The sequence below is a fragment of the Sodalis praecaptivus genome (assembly GCF_000517425.1).
Classification (GTDB): Bacteria; Pseudomonadota; Gammaproteobacteria; order Enterobacterales; family Enterobacteriaceae; genus Sodalis_A; species Sodalis_A praecaptivus.
On record NZ_CP006569.1, the window covers coordinates 3,858,199 to 3,876,070 of the forward strand.

At 60.8% G+C, this 17,872-nt stretch carries 12 protein-coding genes and 1 riboswitch; of the genes, 10 read left to right on the plus strand and 2 right to left on the minus strand.

The window, feature by feature from the left end:
* Positions 1-4 precede the first annotated feature (4 nt).
* From leuC to thiQ, 6 genes are all read left to right on the plus strand, one after another.
* Entirely contained in the window at positions 5-1,405 is a 1,401-nt protein-coding gene (gene leuC, locus SANT_RS17195; RefSeq protein ID WP_025423494.1) for a 3-isopropylmalate dehydratase large subunit, read from the plus strand.
* 10 nt (positions 1,406-1,415) lie between these two features.
* The gene (leuD, locus tag SANT_RS17200; protein WP_025423495.1) at positions 1,416-2,018 is read left to right on the plus strand and encodes a 3-isopropylmalate dehydratase small subunit; all 603 of its coding nucleotides are present in this window, start codon (positions 1,416-1,418) and stop codon (positions 2,016-2,018) included.
* Positions 2,019-2,543: 525 nt separating this feature from the next.
* Positions 2,544-4,226, plus strand: a complete 1,683-nt coding sequence (gene sgrR, locus SANT_RS17205) for an HTH-type transcriptional regulator SgrR (RefSeq protein WP_025423496.1) — start codon at positions 2,544-2,546, stop codon at positions 4,224-4,226.
* A gap of 110 nt (positions 4,227-4,336) precedes the next feature.
* Positions 4,337-4,452: riboswitch (TPP riboswitch) on the plus strand.
* A 42-nt stretch (positions 4,453-4,494) separates the two neighbouring features.
* The gene (gene thiB, locus SANT_RS17210) at positions 4,495-5,472 is read left to right on the plus strand and encodes a thiamine ABC transporter substrate binding subunit (protein ID WP_420480361.1); all 978 of its coding nucleotides are present in this window, start codon (positions 4,495-4,497) and stop codon (positions 5,470-5,472) included.
* 116 nt (positions 5,473-5,588) lie between these two features.
* Positions 5,589-7,196: a thiamine/thiamine pyrophosphate ABC transporter permease ThiP gene (gene thiP / locus SANT_RS17215; protein ID WP_025423498.1), complete on the plus strand. Its 1,608-nt coding sequence runs from the start codon at positions 5,589-5,591 to the stop codon at positions 7,194-7,196.
* Complete coding sequence (gene thiQ, locus SANT_RS17220; protein WP_025423499.1) at positions 7,180-7,878, plus strand: thiamine ABC transporter ATP-binding protein ThiQ; 699 nt, start codon at positions 7,180-7,182, stop codon at positions 7,876-7,878. Before thiP ends, thiQ begins: the two co-directional genes overlap by 17 nt.
* Before the next feature lie 181 nt (positions 7,879-8,059).
* On the opposite strand, the gene SANT_RS17225 is transcribed toward thiQ, so the two are convergent.
* Positions 8,060-9,370, minus strand: coding sequence for an MFS transporter (locus SANT_RS17225; RefSeq protein ID WP_025423500.1), 1,311 nt, complete (start codon positions 9,368-9,370; stop codon positions 8,060-8,062).
* Between the two features lie 123 nt (positions 9,371-9,493).
* Between SANT_RS17225 and SANT_RS17230 the strand changes: the two genes are divergently transcribed.
* Positions 9,494-10,168 carry a GntR family transcriptional regulator gene (locus SANT_RS17230; protein ID WP_025423501.1) on the plus strand — a complete coding sequence of 225 codons (675 nt, stop codon included), beginning with the start codon at positions 9,494-9,496 and terminating at the stop codon, positions 10,166-10,168.
* The gene (locus SANT_RS17235) at positions 10,152-11,300 is read left to right on the plus strand and encodes a mandelate racemase/muconate lactonizing enzyme family protein (RefSeq protein WP_158500167.1); all 1,149 of its coding nucleotides are present in this window, start codon (positions 10,152-10,154) and stop codon (positions 11,298-11,300) included. Before SANT_RS17230 ends, SANT_RS17235 begins: the two co-directional genes overlap by 17 nt.
* A gap of 113 nt (positions 11,301-11,413) precedes the next feature.
* Here the strand turns inward: SANT_RS17235 and SANT_RS17240 are convergent, their stop codons facing one another.
* Positions 11,414-12,181 carry a DedA family protein gene (locus SANT_RS17240; RefSeq protein WP_025423503.1) on the minus strand — a complete coding sequence of 256 codons (768 nt, stop codon included), beginning with the start codon at positions 12,179-12,181 and terminating at the stop codon, positions 11,414-11,416.
* A gap of 219 nt (positions 12,182-12,400) precedes the next feature.
* Between SANT_RS17240 and SANT_RS17245 the strand changes: the two genes are divergently transcribed.
* Complete coding sequence (locus tag SANT_RS17245; RefSeq protein WP_025423504.1) at positions 12,401-14,773, plus strand: DNA polymerase II; 2,373 nt, start codon at positions 12,401-12,403, stop codon at positions 14,771-14,773.
* Between the two features lie 175 nt (positions 14,774-14,948).
* Positions 14,949-17,855, plus strand: a complete 2,907-nt coding sequence (rapA, locus tag SANT_RS17250) for an RNA polymerase-associated protein RapA (protein ID WP_025423505.1) — start codon at positions 14,949-14,951, stop codon at positions 17,853-17,855.
* The last annotated feature ends 17 nt before the right edge of the window (positions 17,856-17,872 follow it).

Below are 17,872 nucleotides of genomic sequence, written 5' to 3' on the forward strand. Positions count from 1 at the left end.
TAACATGGGCAAGTCGTTATACCAAAAATTATATGATGCACACGTGGTCTATGAAGCGGAGAACGAAACGCCGCTGCTGTATATCGACCGCCATTTAGTGCACGAAGTGACCTCGCCGCAGGCGTTTGACGGCCTGCGCGCCCAGGGGCGCACCGTCCGCCAGCCGGGCAAAACCTTTGCCACCATGGACCACAATGTGTCCACGCAAACCAAAGATATCAACGCCTGCGGCGAAATGGCCCGCATCCAGATGCAGGAATTAATGAAAAACTGCGCGGAATTCGGCGTGCAGCTGTATGACCTGAATCACCCCTATCAGGGGATCGTGCATGTCATTGGCCCGGAACAGGGAATGACCCTGCCGGGGATGACCATCGTCTGCGGCGATTCCCATACCGCCACCCACGGCGCCTTTGGCGCGCTGGCGTTCGGTATCGGCACCTCGGAAGTGGAACATGTGCTGGCGACCCAGACGCTGAAACAGGGCCGAGCCAAAACCATGCAAGTGGATGTGACCGGCCACGCCGCCCCCGGCATTACCGCCAAGGATATCGTCCTGGCGATAATCGGTAAAATCGGCTCCGCCGGCGGGACCGGCCACGTGGTGGAATTCAGCGGCGACGCCATCCGCGCGCTCAGCATGGAAGGCCGCATGACCCTTTGCAACATGGCTATCGAGATGGGCGCCAAAGCGGGCCTGGTGGCGCCGGACGACACCACCTACGCCTATTTGCAGAACCGGCAATTTGCGCCCAAGGGCGACGATTGGCACCAAGCCGTCCTGTATTGGGACACCCTGAAATCCGACGAGGATGCCCATTTCGACAAGGTGGTGACGCTGGATGCGCAAGATATCGCGCCGCAGGTCACCTGGGGCACCAACCCCGGACAGGTCATTGCCGTCAATCAGCTTATCCCGTCGCCGGAGTCGTTCAGCGATCCGGTGGAGCGCAACTCCGCCGCCAAGGCGCTGGCCTATATGGATTTGCAGCCCGGCATCCGTCTGACCGACGTGACGATTGACAAGGTCTTTATCGGATCTTGTACCAACTCGCGCATCGAAGACTTGCGCGCCGCCGCCGCCGTCGCCCGCGGCCGCCGCGTCGCCGCCGGCGTGCAGGCGATCGTGGTGCCCGGCTCGGGGCCGGTCAAAGCGCAGGCGGAAGCGGAAGGGCTGGACCGCATCTTTCTCGAAGCCGGTTTTGAATGGCGCCTGCCCGGCTGCTCGATGTGTCTGGCGATGAACAATGACCGCCTGAACCCCGGGGAACGCTGCGCTTCGACCAGCAACCGCAATTTTGAAGGCCGTCAGGGCCGCGGCGGACGTACCCATCTGGTCAGCCCGGCGATGGCGGCGGCGGCGGCGGTGGCCGGCCGTTTCGCCGATATTCGCGAATTGAATTAAGGAAAGAGTGATGGCTAAATTTACGCAACATACCGGTATCGTGGTGCCCCTTGATGCCGCTAACGTGGATACCGATGCGATCATCCCCAAGCAGTTTTTGCAAAAAGTGACCCGCACCGGTTTCGGACAGCATTTATTTAACGACTGGCGCTTTTTAGATGACGCCGGGCAACAGCCCAACCCGGATTTCGTGCTGAATCAGCCACGTTACCGCGGCGCCAGCATTCTGCTGGCGCGGGAAAATTTCGGCTGCGGCTCTTCCCGTGAGCATGCGCCCTGGGCGTTGACCGATTATGGCTTCCATGCGGTGATAGCGCCGAGCTTTGCCGATATTTTTTACTCCAACAGCTTCAACAATCAGCTGCTGCCGATTACGCTGCCGGAAGATCAGATAAACACGCTGTTCGCCATGGTGGCGGCGCAGGAAGGGATAACCTTCACCGTTAATCTGGAGCGGCAACAGGTGGTGGCCGGTAATGAGGTTTATCCCTTCGAGATAGACAGCTTCCGCCGCCATTGCCTGATTAACGGCCTCGACAGTATTGGCCTGACGTTGATGCATGATGACGCGATAAGCCAATACGAAAGCCGTCAGCCGGCCTTTCTGAACTGACAGCCCCTCGACGCCGCCCCTACCGGGTGCGGCGTCAATTGTTGGCTAACGCGGCAGCGATGGCCATTATCCCCCGCGGCGCCGCGCCTTTTTATTGCTTAGCGCGACGGTCGTCGCGTTGTTAACGTTGTGGTGTCGCTATTGACCCGCCCGACGCCGGTTGGCCCTGATGACGACCGCCGCGCGACACTCTGCGCTACCGTCCCCCCACCCGCTATTGCTCGGAAACGCAGCGCGCTAATGCGCGATGCGCGACGTCCTGCGCGCAAAAAAAAAGCCGGCGCCATGTGTCGCCGGCCGGTGATCATCACCTGATTCAAGAGTTAGGGTGTCTAGGCGCTTGTCCATTGCATCGTTTGCACCGCGGCATTGCGGCTGGCTGGCCCACCGGCCAAGCGTTGAGGAGGTATAGCCGCTCTGCCGTGGCGCAGCGGAGGTGCATCCTGCCGCGCTTTCGGCTTAGTGAGTATCGGCGTAATATACGGAAAGAAAAATAGATGACTTTTCAGAGAGGGTTCCCCTTTTATGGCCTCACCGCGTTTACAGCAGCAATTTATACGCCTGTGGCAAAGCTGCCAGGGCGAATCCCGCGATACCACGCTCAGCGAACTGGCGTTACAGCTCAACTGCTCGCGCCGCCACGTCCGATCGCTACTGAAAAGCATGCAGCACATGGGCTGGCTCAGTTGGCATTCCCAGCCCGGGCGCAGTAAACGCTCGCGGCTGGACTTTCATTATACCGGTCTCGGGCTCCAGCAGCAGCGCGCCAGCGAACTCCTCGAGCAAGATCGCATTGATCAGTTGGTGCAGTTGGTGGGGGATCGCGAGAGCCTCAGAAGCATGCTGCTTTCCCACCTGGGCCGCGGTTTCCGTCAAGGGAAACATATCCTGCGGGTGCTTTACTACCGTCCGCTGAGCAATCTGTTACCCGGTACGCCGCTGCGGCGCTCGGACAATCATATTGTCCGGCAGATCTTCAGCGGCCTGACGCGTATAAATGAGGAAAATGGGGAACTCGAGGCGGATCTGGCCCATCACTGGCAGGCGCTGGCCCCCGATCATTGGCGTTTTTATCTGCGTCCAGCGGTGCGTTTTCACCACGGCCGGGAGATGACCGTCGACGATGTCATCCAGTCGCTGTCGCGCCTGACCGGCAACCCGCTATTTGCCTCGATCCTGTCTTTGCACTCCCCCGCGCCCCATACGCTGGATATTAAACTCGCCGGGCGCGACGATTGGCTGCCCTGGCTGCTGGCGAGCGTATCGGCGATGATCCTGCCCGCCGAATGGCGTACTCTGCCGGATTTCGCCCGCCGGCCCGTTGGCACCGGCCCCTATAGCGTGGTGCGCAACCACCCGAGCCAGCTGACCATCCGCGCGTTCGACGATTACTTCGGCTACCGGGCGCTGATTGATGAGGTCAATATCTGGGTGCTGCCGGAGCTGTCCCATGAGCTTAGCTATAGCGGCGTTCAGCTGCAAAACGTGGCTATGCCGCCGGGGGAAGACGGCAGCAGCGACGCCGCCGCGGAGATACGTCAGGAAGAGGGGTGCTACTTTTTACTTTACGACCAGCGCTCGCCGCTGATGCAACGCCCGGAAATACGCCGCTGGCTCTGCGACTACCTCAACCCGCTGGCGCTGCTGCCCTATACCCCGCCCGCAAGCCAACATTTCTGGTCGCCGGCCTACGGACTGTTGCCGCGCTGGCACCACCGCCGCCATGAACCGCCGGCGGCTAAACCACCAGAACTGACCCGACTGACCCTCACTCTATACCGCAACCATTCGGAATTCGACGTGCTTGCCGCCGCGCTGAGCGCGCTATTGGCGGCGCAGTCCATCCAGTTGGACATCAACGCGGTGGAATATGACCAATGGTACCGCGGCGACGCCACCGCGGATATTTGGCTAGGCAGCGCCAATTTCTCGCTGCCGCTGGCGTTTTCGCTGTTTGCCACCCTGTATGAAATACCGCTAGTGCATCGTTGCCTGCCGCCGACGCTTCACGACGCGGCCGAACGTTGGCGCCATCGTCAACTGCCGATGGCGGAGTGGTGCCGGTCGCTGGTTGACGAACATGGGTTTCATCCGCTGTACCACAACTGGCTCAGCCTGCAGGGCAGCCGTAGCATGCGCGGGATCCGGATGAACACCCTGGGCTGGTTCGATTTCAAATCGGCCTGGTTCGCGCCGCCGGCACCCTAGCTACGCGCAGGTTACCGGCACCCTGGTTATCGTTTCCCTTGTTTTCCGTATTTCCGGCGCCAATGGCGGGATTTACTGTTAACCCGACTCGTAAGCGTTTACAATCAATGCCGTTCTCAACGGGGTGCCCACTCCCGCCGCCCGCCGCGGCCGGGGTCAGCTGAGAGAAGACCCGTCGAACCTGATCCGGTTAATACCGGCGAAGGGATTTGAGAGTGCGCTTCTGCCTCAAAGACCTTTGCCACCCTTATCTCAGGAGTGCAAAGTGTTGAAAAAATGGTTGTTCTGTCTGTTACTGGCCGCCGCCGCGCCGGCGTGGGCCAAACCGACCCTGACGGTGTACACCTATGACTCGTTCTCTTCCGAATGGGGCCCGGGGCCGGCGATAAAAACGGCGTTTGAAAAAGAGTGCGGCTGCGAGCTGAAATTCGTCGCGCTGGAAGACGGGGTGGCGCTGCTGAACCGCTTACGCCTGGAAGGCAACAATAGCCGTGCTGACATCGTGCTGGGCCTGGATAACAACCTGCTGCAGGCGGCGCACGATACCGGCCTATTCGCCCCCCACCGAGTCGCTACCGACGCGCTTACGCTGCCCGGCGGCTGGCATGACGACACTTTCCTTCCCTACGACTACGGTTATTTCGCATTTGTCTATGACCAGACCAAACTTAAAAACCCGCCCCGCAGCCTGCATGAGCTGGTGGACGGCCCCGCATCATTAAAAATCATCTATGAAGATCCGCGCACCAGCACCCCTGGGCTGGGGCTGCTGCTGTGGGTGCAGAAAGTCTATGGCGACGGCGCGCGGGCGGCCTGGGAAAAACTGGCCGCGAAAACCGTTACCGTGACCAAAGGCTGGAGCGAAGCCTATGGCCTGTTCCTGAAAGGGGAAGCGGACATGGTGCTTAGCTACACCACCTCGCCGGCGTACCATATTATCGAAGAGAAGAAAAATCAGTACGCGGCGGCGGACTTCAGCGAAGGGCACTACCAGCAGGTGGAAGTGGCCGGGCAACTCGCGGCCAGCAAACAGCCGGCACTCGCCCATCGCTTTATGCAATTCATCCTCACGCCGGCGTTCCAGCAGGCCATTCCCACCGGCAACTGGATGTATCCGGTGACCCCTACCCCGCTGCCGGCCGGCTTCGCTGCCCCCGCGCAGCGGACATTGAGTTTCACCCCGCAACAGGTAGCCGCCGAGCGCGCCGGCTGGGTCAGCGCCTGGCAGCAGGCCGTCAGCCGCTAATGTCCGCCGCCCGCCGTCGCAGCGGCGCGCATGCGCCGTGGGCGCGAGGACGTTCGGCGCGGCGAATCCGGGGCGGCCCCATCGGCGAGCGCCCCGCCACCGCCCTTGCCGTGCCGATGACGGGCCGCAGCGCCGGCTTTCCCGGCTGGTTATGGCCCGGCGTCGCGGCGGCGTCGGTCATTGCCATTATCGCCATTGCCGCCTTCGGCGCGCTGTGGCGCCACGCGCCCGCGCATCCCTGGCGCCCGCTGCTGGCCGACAGCTATCTGTGGCATGTGGTGTCCTTTACCTTTATCCAGGCGCTGTTATCGGCGCTGTGCTCCACTTTGCCGGCCGTAGCGCTGGCCCGGGCCCTCTACCGCCGGCGGTTTCCCGGCCGCGCGCTGCTGCTGCGTTTTTGCGGTATGACGCTGGTGCTGCCGGTGCTCGTGGGCGTCTTTGGCATTATGAGCGTGTTTGGCCAGCAGGGCTGGCTGGCGCAGCTGTGCCGCTTGCTGCACGTGGAATATGGGTTTTCCCCCTATGGCCTAAGCGGTATCCTGCTGGCGCACGTCTTTTTCAACCTGCCGCTGGCGACGCGATTACTGTTGCAGGCGCTCGAGAGCATTCCCGTGGAGCAGCGGCAACTGGCGGCCCAGTTGGGTATGTCCGCCGGGCCGTTTTTCCGCCTGGTCGAATGGCCCTACTTACGCCGTCAGCTTTTGCCGGCGGCCGCGCTGATTTTCATGTTGTGTTTCGCCAGTTTCGCCACCGTGCTGGCGCTGGGCGGCGGCCCGCGGGCGACGACGATCGAGTTGGCAATTTATCAGGCCCTCAGCTATGACTTCGATGTCGGCCGCGCCGCCCTGCTGGCGCTCATACAAATGGTCTGCTGCCTTGGGCTGGTGATGCTGAGCCAGCGCCTGGCCGGGGCGCTGCCGGTAGGCCATAGCCAGCACGCTCGCTGGCGCGAACGCCAAACGGCGCCGGGCGGGATCCTGTGCGACGGCCTGATTATTCTGGCTGCGCTGCTGTTTCTGGTGCCGCCGCTGCTGGCGGTGGTCATTGGCGGCCTAAGCGGCAGCCTGCTGACGGTGTTAACGCAAACCGCGCTATGGCGGGCGGTGTTCACCTCGCTGTCTATTGCCCTGTGCGCCGGCCTGCTGTGTCTGCTGCTCACCGCTATGCTGCTTTGGAGCAGCCGCGAGTTGCGTCTGCGCCAGCGCCGCCTGGGCGCCCAGCTCTTGGATTTGAGCGGCATGGTGATCCTGGCGATGCCCGGCATCGTGCTGGCGACGGGTTTTTTTCTGCTGGCAATGGACAGCGGCGGACTGCCCGCGTCGCCCGCGCCGGTGGTTATCCTGGCGAATGCGCTGATGGCCATTCCTTATGCGCTGAAGGTATTGGAAAGTCCCATGCAGGACGTGGCCGACCGCTACCGTCAACTGTGTCTGGCGCTCGATCTCCGCGGCCTTAACCGGTTACGCCTGGTGGAGTGGCGCGCGCTGCGCCAGCCGGCAGGGCGGGCGCTGGCCTTCGCCAGCATCTTATCCCTGGGGGATTTTGGCGTGATTGCCCTGTTCGGCAGCGAGGATTTCCGTACCTTGCCGCTTTATCTCTATCAGCAGATAGGCGCCTATCGCAGCCAGGATGGTGCGGTGACTGCGCTGCTATTGCTGCTGCTCTGCCTGCTGCTGTTTAGCTTGTTTGAAACCTTGTCGGGGTCCCATGATAACGCTGGATAACGTGACCTGGCTTTACCGCCATTTACCCATGCGCTTCGATGTCCATCTCGACGCCGGCGAAAAGGTGGCGGTACTGGGCCCGAGCGGCGCCGGTAAAAGCACGCTGCTGAACGTGATCGCCGGCTTCCTGACGCCGCACAGCGGCAGTTTGTGGCTGGACGGCGTGCGCCATCACCAGACGCCGCCGGCACGGCGGCCGGTATCGATGCTGTTTCAGGAAAACAACCTGTTTGCGCACTTGACGGTGGCGGAAAATATCGGGCTTGGCCTGCATCCCGGCCTGCGTTTGACGCCGGCGCAGCGCACCCAATTAGCGCAAGCGGCGCGGCAGGTCGGGCTGGAAAACGTGCTGGACCGGCTGCCGGCGGCCATCTCCGGCGGCCAGCGTCAACGCACCGCCCTTGCCCGCTGTCTGGTGCGTCAGCAGCCGATTCTCCTGCTTGATGAGCCCTTTTCCGCGCTGGATCCGGCTCTGCGCGCCGAGATGGTGAGATTGCTCAATGACGTTTGCGCGACGCGCCGTCTAACGCTTTTGATGGTATCCCATAACCTGGAGGACGCCCTACGGCTGGCGCCGCGCACTCTATTGGTGGTGGACGGTCGGATTTATTATGACGGCCCCACCGCGGCGCTGGCGAGCGGCGAGTCGCCGGCGGCGGCGATACTGGGTATCGGCCGCTAAGCGCAACCAGCGCGACCACGCCGCCCAGCCACCGCAGGCGCTCGCCCTTACCGGGAAGACGCCAGCGGCCCCCGCCGTCGGGACGTCCCACTGCCGCCACCTCACCCAGGCACTTACGGAGCGGCTTATCTGAGCTATACCACGCAGAGCAGTGTGGTTGCCGCGCAGCCTATTCTCATGCTCAGGTAATCCGCTCGATTTTGCCCATAATCACAATCCAAGAGAAAATGCTGAGCAACGCCATGCCGCCGACAAACATCAGGGCGGGGGCGAAATTACCACCGGAAACCAGATAACCGATAAGAATCGGAACCAAAATCCCCATACTGGTGCCGACGAAGTTGAATATGCCCCCCGCGATACCCACCCGGTTAATCGGCGCGATAGAGGACACCACCGACCATGAGATAGCGGCCAGCCCGCTGCCGAAAAAGGCAATGGTCATAAACACGACGATCATCGCGGGCGAGTCGACAAAATTGGCGCCGATAATGGTGGTCGCCAGCAGCAGACCGGTAATGATGGGAGCTTTGCGCGCGAAGGTTAACGAGTGTCCCCGTTTGATCAACTTGTCGGAAAGATAGCCGGAGAGCAACACACCGCACCAGGCCGCCGCAAACGGCAGCGTGGCCATGAAACCGATTTTAATAAATTCAATATGGCGGTACTTGACCAGATAGATAGGGAACCAGGTAAGGAAAAACCAGTTGGCGCAGGTCTCCCCCATATGCGCTATCACCAACCCCCACAGCTTTCTGCTGCGCAAAAAACGCCGCATCGGTACCTCGTCGGTTTCCCTCGCTTCGCCGTTTTTCGCCGCGCTTTTCCATTCTAATCGGCCGCCGCCCTCGCGAATGAGGCTTAACTCGGCGGCATTGGCGCGGGATTTTAGCGGATCGCGATATAATAGCCAGAACCCTAATGCCCAAATCACGCCTATGCCACCGGTGACATAAAACATAAAACGCCAGCCGAAGGCCGCCTGTAGCCAGACCAATACCGGCGCCAGAAAGGCCAAACCGACATATTGACCGGAGATGTAGACGCCGACGGCGGTAGCCCGCTCGCGCTCAGGCAGCCAACTGGTAATAATGCGATTGTTCATCGGATAGGAAGGGACTTCGCTTGCGCCTACCCCCAAACGGTACAATACGAGTTGCCATACCGTGCTAGCGGTGCCCTGTAAGCAGGTAAACAACGACCAAACGCCGATCACAATGGGGTATAACACCCGCGGCGCGATTTTATCCACCAGAAACGATCCCGGGATCTGAAACGGGGAGTAGGCCCAGGCAAAAGCGGAAAAGACAAACCCCATTTGTACCGAACTCAGCCCCAACTCTTCCACTATGTGCGGCGCCGCAATAGACAGGCTGCTGCGATCGACATAATTGATCACCACCGTGATAAATAACATCAATACAATGAAGCGTCTCAACTGGCTGGATTTGGCGCCCGCAGGGGTGGCCGCAGACCGATCTAATCCCGTCATGGTTACCTCGATTATGTAGGTTTTGCTAGGTGTGTCGTTAACTTTGATCAAATCAATGGATTTTTATATAAAAATATCTTATTTTTACGATCAATTATATAAAACTGTGAGAAGGTTAACATCATGAAGCCGCCCAAGGTCACGTTAAAGCAGCAGATCGTGCAGGACATGGTGTCGGGATTCTGGCAACCGGGGGACCGGCTAACGCTGGGGGAACTGGCCGGTCGCTACCAGGCAAGCCAAACGCCAGTGCGGGAAGCGCTGCGGGAACTCTACGGTGAAGGCTTTCTGGAAATGGGTGCCGGCAAAACGTTCCAGCTGCGGCCGTTAAGCTTAGCGTTTATTGAAAATATTTTTGATATCCGCAGCTGCCTTGAAGTGATGCTGGTGAAAACCGCCGCCAATAAATGTCGCGCCGCCGATATTTTACACTTGAAAACCCTAAACCACGCCCTGGCGGAAGCGGTAAGCCAAGGCATGTTCGAGATCGCGATTGAAAAAAACCGTGAATTTCATGATGTGATTAACGGCATCGCCGCCAATGCCGAGGCGACGCGGATCCTCAAAATGCACTGGATTTTTATCGCGTCATTATGGAAACAGGTGGGCTACGGCGCGGCGCGCTATACCGGCGTGGTCAGCGATCATCATGCCATCATTCAGGCATTTGAGCGCCAAGACGCCGATGCCGCCGCCTCGCTAATGGGGGCGCATGTGGTGAAAGCAAAATTTGAATTGATCGAGAAAGTGAAAAACCAGGCGTTACCTACGGGGGATGGAAATGAGCAATTCGCATGACAGGCCCGATGAAATCCGTATTGATCTTTGCCGCATCAGCGAAAAAACCTGCTGGTTATTTATCTCCATACGGACGCGTTCCGGCCTACAGGGGGTTGGCGAAGCCACCCTGTCAGGACGTGAAAAAGAGGTTTTGGCGCTGTTTGGCGAGGTTGCTAGCGCATTGCTTAACGCCCCCGGCCGCTCCCCGCGCGCGCACTTTCCTGACATGCTCTCGCTTCCCCTGGCGGCGCTGATATCCGCGTGCGATCAGGCCCTATGGGACATACAGGCGCAGGCACAGGCGCTGCCGCTGTGCGCCCTGCTAAGCCCCGAACCAGCGCGGGAAATCAGCGTTTACGCCAATATTAACCGCAGAACCGGCGACCGCTCGGCGGCGGGATTTGCCGTCAGCGCTCTGGACGCCATCGCCTGCGGGCATACTGCCATTAAAATCGCCCCCTTTGATGAGGTCGATTGCCGTCGTCAGCGCCCTCCGAAAGCCGTCGCGGCGCTGCAAAAAGGGATTGAACGCATTGACCGCGTCAGAGACGCTATCGGCGAGGATATCCGCCTGATGGTAGATTGTCACTGGCGCCTGGATGTGCCGACGGTGCAAGCATTATTGCCCTCAATAGCGCGTTACCGCCTGTATTGGCTGGAATGCCCATTGCCGGAATCGCACGCCAACCTGGATGAGTTGGTCGCGATCAAAGCGCAGGCGAACGCACAGCATGTTTTGTTGGCGGGCTGCGAGGAAAACATCAGGACCGAGAGTTTTGCCCCTTTTTGGGATAAACGGGTTTATGACGTCTATATGCCCGACGCAAAGTATGTCGGCGGTATTGAGGAGATGATGGCGGTGGCCGCCCATATCCAGCAACAGGGCGCGACCTTTTCCCCGCATAATCCCTCCGGTCCCGTCTGTGATGCCGTAAGCGCCCATGTCTGCGCCGCCGTGGCTGGCGCTGGCATGCTGGAAATGCAGTTTGATGAAACGCCGCTGTTCTCGGCCCTCATCGGCGGCGAAACAAAAGCCGTCGAGCGCGGAAAAGTCGCTCTTTCCCCTCGGCCCGGGCTCGGCGTGACATTGGATAGGGCGCTGGTTGAGAAGTATGCACTTACCAGTCAAACGGTAAAACGCGGTAGTTGAATCCCCGCCGGCCTGGCTTCCCTCGTCAGCGCGTTGGGAAATTTCCGGCCCGGCGTTTGCCGCCAGCGCGCGGGGGGAAACACGGCCGGGCGCACCCGGGTCGTCAGGGCAGCTTAAAACCGCAGCACATGCCACAGCAGGCCGGCGTACAGCGGCATCAGCGGATGGCGCACCAGCAGAACCATGGTCGCCACGGCCGCCAGCGTCAGCAGCGGCGCCAGCCAGCGCAGGCGCGCGGGGGGCAGCCAGCGGTTCAAGCGATCCGGTGCGCGCTTGGCGCTGCGCGCCCAGCGCCACAGCAGCCAGCAGGCCAGCCAGAGCAGTAGCGCAGCCGCCAGCAACAGTAGACGGAATTCGCCGGTGCTCTCCCCCGGCGGGATATTGATCGCCACGCCGGCCAGAATGCCGGGCAGCAGATAGACCGGCGGCCAGCTCAGACAACCGATGATGTTCGGCAAGGCGAATTTATAGGGTGAGAGATCCAGCATACCGGCCACCAGCGGCACCAGCGGTCGGGTCGGCCCGATAAAACGGCCCACCAGAATTGTCATCATGCTGTGCCGGTGTAGCGCATGCTCGGTTTTAGTCAGCATGGTGCGGTGTTTTTTCCAAAACGACAGCGTCTTGAGCGGTTTTTTGAAGGCGTGGCCGATATACCACGAGATCCAATCGCCCAGCAAACAGCCGATAATACCGGCGCCCCAGGCGGGATAAAATGCCATTTTCCCGCTGCCGATTAGCGCACCCAGCGTCGCCATCATGACCGTGCCCGGCAGCAGTAGCCCCACCAGCGCCAGCGATTCAAGAAAAGCCACCAGCGTGACCGCCAACAGTGAAAAAGCCAGGGATTGCGTCACCCAGTGCTCAAAAAAGGCTTCCATAACCCCTCATTGTCATAAACCCGCCGCGGATTGTCGGTGTCGGACGCCGGCACGTCAAACAATCAATTGTATACGGATTTGGCAAAAGGATCCCTTCGCCCGGTTGGCTGGACAATGACTGTATAAATACTCATACTTTACCCTATGCCGGTTGCGCCAAAGGCTTATGCTCCTCCTCGCCCGGCGCCCCTACTCACTCTCACGGGAAAGCCTGACGCCATGTCCGTACCTTCCCTGCCGCGGCAGGGTTTTATTCTGACCCGTCACTGGCGGGACACGCCTGCCGGTAGCGCCATCGACTTTTGGCTGGCGACGGACCAGGGCCCACAAAAGGTCAGCCTTCCTCCCCAAGAGGCGGTGGCTTTTGTGCCGACGGCGTTCAGCGATCGCGTCCGCGCGCTGCTGGCCGGCGAAGACGTACAGCTGCGGCCGCTGGCGCTGCGGGATTTTCAGCGCCGGCCGGTAGAGGGGCTTTACTGCCGCCATTACCGCACGTTGGCGCGCGCCGAGAAAATCTTGACCGAGGCCGGCATCCCGCTTTATGAAGCGGATATCCGCCCGCCCGAACGTTACCTGATGGAGCGTTTTATCACCGCGCCGGTGCTGTTCGACGGGACGGCCAATACCAACGGCCACCTTCACAACGCGCGGCTGAAGCCCGCGCCGGATTACCGACCCGCGTTGTCGCTGGTGTCGCTGGATATCGAAACCAACCGTTTCGGCGAGCTTTACTGTATCGGTCTGCACGGCTGCGGCCAGCATCAGGTTTACATGCTGGGGGAGCCGGGCGGTCCCTCCGCCACGCGGCCGGAGATGCAGTTGGAATATGTTCCCAGCCGCAAAGGGCTTATCGAACGGCTTAATGCCTGGTTCGCCCGCTACGATCCCGACGCGATCATCGGCTGGAACCTGGTGCAGTTCGACCTGCGTATGTTGCAAAAACACGCCGAACGTTATGGGCTGCCGCTGCGCCTCGGGCGCGGCGGCGAGGCGCTGGAGTGGCGCGAACACGGCTTCAAGCAGGGCTATTTTTACGCCGCCGCCGCGGGCCGCCTGATTATCGACGGTATTGACGGCTTAAAGTCCGCCTTTTGGCAATTCTCGTCCTTTAGCCTGGAGCATGTGGCGCAGACGCTGCTCGGGGAGGGCAAGGCCATCGCTACCCCTTACGATCGCATGGATGAAATCGATCGCCTATACCGCGAGGACCCGCCGGCGCTGGCGCATTACAACCTGACGGACTGCGAGCTGGTCACGCGCATTTTCGAGCATACCCGGCTATTGGCGTTTCTGCTGGAGCGGGCAACGGTTACCGGGCTGGCGGCGGATCGCAGCGGCGGATCGGTGGCGGCATTCAGCTGGCTTTATCTGCCGCGCATGCACCGCGCCGGCTATGTCGCGCCCAACCTCGGGGATGTGGCGCCGCAGGCCAGCCCCGGCGGCTACGTCATGGATTCCCGTCCCGGGCTGTACGATTCAGTACTGGTGCTGGACTATAAAAGCCTCTACCCCTCCATCATCCGGACTTTTTTGATCGACCCGGTCGGTTTGATAGAAGGGCTGGCGGCGGGCGAAGGCCCGGACACGCTGGCGGGCTTCGCCGGCGCGCGCTTTTCGCGCCGGCATCACTGCCTACCGGCGATCGTCGATCGGCTCTGGCAGGGCCGGGAGCGCGCCAAGCGCGACCATAACGCGCCGCTGTCCCAGGCGATGAAGATTATCATGAACGCCTTTTACGGCGTCTTGGGTGCGCCCGGCTGCCGTTTTTTCGATAACCGGCTGGCGTCTTCCATCACGCTGCGCGGCCACGCCATCATGCATCAAACGCGGGCCCTTATTGAGGCGGAGGGCTATCCGGTCATCTACGGCGATACCGATTCCACCTTCGTTTGGCTTAAACGCCCCTACCCCCAGGACGCGGCGGTAGCCATCGGCCAGGGACTGGTGAGCAAAATCAATGCCTGGTGGCGGGACAATCTGCGCCAGGAGCTGGATCTCGACAGCGCCCTGGAGCTGGAATTCGAGACGCATTTCAGCCGTTTTTTGATGCCGACCATCCGCGGCGCGGAACTGGGCAGTAAAAAACGCTATGCCGGGCTAGTGCAGGACGAACAGGGGGATCGCATGGTGTTTAAAGGGCTGGAAACCGTCCGCAGCGACTGGACGCCGCTGGCCCAGCAATTTCAGCAGCAGCTCTACGAGCGTATTTTTCGCCGCCAGCCGTATCAGACGTTCGTGCGCGATTACGTGCGTCAAACGCTCGACGGCAGCTTCGACGATCGGCTGATTTATCGTAAGCGGCTGCGGCGCAAGCTGGGGGAATATGAGCGTAACGTCCCGCCCCAGGCGCGCGCGGCGCGCATCGCCGATGCCTATAACCAACGCCAGCAGCGCCCGCAGCAGTACCAGAACGGCGGCTGGATCAGCTACATCATGACCACCGCCGGCCCCGAGCCGCTGGAATGCCGCCACAACCCGCCGGATTACGATCATTACATCAGCAAGCAGCTGCAACCGGTGGCGGACGCGATCCTGCCCTTTATGCAGGATGATTTTGCTACCCTTATATCAGGTCAAATGGGATTGTTTTGATTGGCGGGGCGATTGACAGGTGACGTCGCCGTCGCCATCCATTACCATAGCGCCCTCAACGCGTAATTTTAACCCCTGACCCCGACTTACGCCGTGTACTTCAGGCCCGCGCCTACCACGGCCAGCCGCGCTATTGCCGGTAATTTAGCCCAATACAACACTGAGCCGAGAATTTATGCCTTTTACGCTAGGTCAACGCTGGATAAGCGATACTGAAAACGAGCTGGGACTGGGCACCGTTGTCGCCCAGGACGCACGGATGGTTACCCTGTTGTTTTCCGCCAGCGGTGAAAACCGCCTGTATGCCCGCAGCGACGCCCCGATTACGCGGGTGATGTTCAATCCCGGCGATACCGTGACCAGCCACGAAGGCTGGCAGCTGCTTATCGACGCCGTCGAGGAAAAAGAGGGGCTGCTGACCTATATCGGTACCCGTCTGGATAACGGCGAAACCCACTGCGCGCTGCGCGAAGTGCTGCTCGACAGCAAGCTGACTTTCAGCAAACCGCAGGACCGCCTGTTTGCCGGCCAAATTGACCGCATGGACCGTTTCGCGCTGCGCTACCGCGCGCGTAAATTTTACAGTGAGCAATTTCGCGCGGCGTGGAACGGCCTGCGCGGCATCCGCGCCAGCCTTATCCCCCATCAGTTGCACATCGCCGCCGAAGTGGGACAGCGCCATGCGCCGCGCGTGCTGCTGGCGGACGAAGTGGGATTGGGCAAAACCATTGAAGCCGGGATGATAATCCATCAGCAACTACTGACCGGTCGGGCGGAGCGGGTGCTGATCGTGGTGCCCGAATCCCTGCTGCATCAATGGTTGGTGGAGATGCTGCGCCGCTTCAACCTGCATTTTTCGATATTTGACGACGAGCGCTATAGCCAATCCCTGCACGATAGCGACAACCCTTTCGAGACCGAACAATGGGTGCTCTGTTCGCTGGATTTCGTACGCCGCAACAAAGAGCGGCTGGCGCACCTGGTGGAGGCGCCCTGGGATATGCTGGTGGTGGATGAAGCCCATCATCTGGTCTGGAGCGAAACCGCCCCGAGCCGCGAATATCAGGTTATTGAACAGCTGGCGCAGCACATCCCCAGCGTCCTGCTGCTGACCGCCACGCCGGAGCAGTTGGGCATGCACAGCCACTTCGCCCGTCTGCGCCTGCTGGACCCCAGCCGGTTTCATGACTACCAGGCGTTTGTCGATGAACAGCAGCGTTATCGCCCGGTGGCCGACACCGTCACGCTGCTGCTTAACGGCGAGCCGCTGGATGCCGCGGCCATGGCGCTGCTGGCCGGGATGCTCGGCGGGCAGCATGCCGATACGCTACTGGCCCGCATCAACGAGAAAGGCGCGGCCGCCGACGACGCGCGCCGCCGGCTGACGGCCATGCTGATGGACAGCCACGGCACCAGCCGGGTCATGTTCCGCAATACCCGTCAGGGAGTGAAAGGTTTCCCGGCGCGCCGGCTGCACGCCCACGCCCTGCCGCTGCCTGCGCAATACCAGACCGCCTTGAAGGTGGCCGGCATTATGGACAGCAAGCAGGCGCCGGATGAACGCGCGCGCCATAGGCTGTACCCGGAACGAATTTTTCAGCAGTTTGAGGGACACAACGCCACCTGGTGGAACTTCGACCCGCGCGTGCAGTGGCTGGTCGACTTCCTGCTCGACCAGCGCCAGGAAAAAGTACTGGTGATTTGCGCCCATGCCGGCACGGCGCTGCAGCTGGAGCAGGTGTTGCGTGAACGGGAAGGCATCCGCGCCGCGGTGTTCCATGAAGGGCTGTCGCTGGTGGATCGCGACCGCGCCGCGGCCTATTTTGCTTCGGCGGAGGACGGCGCGCAGGTGCTGTTGTGCTCGGAAATCGGCTCCGAGGGGCGCAACTTCCAATTCGCCAGCCAAATGGTAATGTTCGACCTGCCCTTCAATCCGGATCTGCTTGAGCAGCGCATCGGCCGTCTGGACCGCATCGGTCAAGGTCGGGATATCCAGATCCATGTCCCCTATTTGGAACACTCGACGCAGGCGGTGCTGCTGCGCTGGTATCATGAAGGGCTGGATGCGTTCGAGCATACCTGTCCCACCGGCCGCACCCTGTATGATGAAGCGTATCAGACCTTGCTGGGCTATCTGGCAGAGCCTGGCGAGCTGACCGATTTTACCGCGTTTTTGCACGATTGCCGCGCCCGTCACGATGCGTTGAAAGCGCAAATGGAGCAGGGCCGCGACCGCCTGCTCGAGCTGCACTCCAACGGCGGCGAGCCGGCCTTGGCCCTGGCGCAGACCCTCGCTGAGCAGGATAACGACAGTCAGTTGGTGAATTTTGCCCTGAATCTGTTTGATATTATCGGCCTTGCCCAAGAAGACCGCAGCGATAATCTCATTGTCCTTAAACCATCGGATCATATGCTGGTACCGGATTTTCCGGGCGTGCCGGAAGAGGGCTGCACCATCACCTTCAATCGCGACCAGGCGCTGGCGCGCGAAGAAACGCAGTTTATCAGTTGGGAGCACCCGATTATCCGTAACGGCCTGGATTTGGTGCTCTCAAGCGAAAGCGGCAGCAGCGCGCTGTCGCTGCTGAAGAACAAAGCGCTGCCGGTCGGTACCCTGCTGTTGGAGCTCATTTATGTCGTGGAGTCGCAGGCGCCGCGTAACTTGCAGCTTAACCGCTTCTTGCCCGCCACCCCGCTGCGTCTGCTGCTGGATAAAAACGGCACCAACTTGGCGCCGCAGGTAGAATTTGAGCAATTTAACCGCCAACTTAATGCCGTGAAGCGCCATACCGCCAGCAAACTGGTCGGCGCGGTGCAGCAAGAGGTGCATGGCATGCTGATGCGCGGCGAACCCCTGGTGGCGCAACAGGCCCGCGCGCTGATTGACGACGCCCGGGCGCAGGCGGACCAGCGCCTTGGCGCCGAACTGAGCCGGTTGCAGGCGCTGCGGGGGGTCAACCCGGCTATCCGCGACGACGAATTGGAGGCGGTGGCGGAAAATCGGCGCCAGGTGCTCAAGCATCTCGATGAGGCCAGCTGGCGTTTGGATGCCATCCGCCTTATTGTGGTCACGCATCAATAACCCGCAATCTCTCCCCG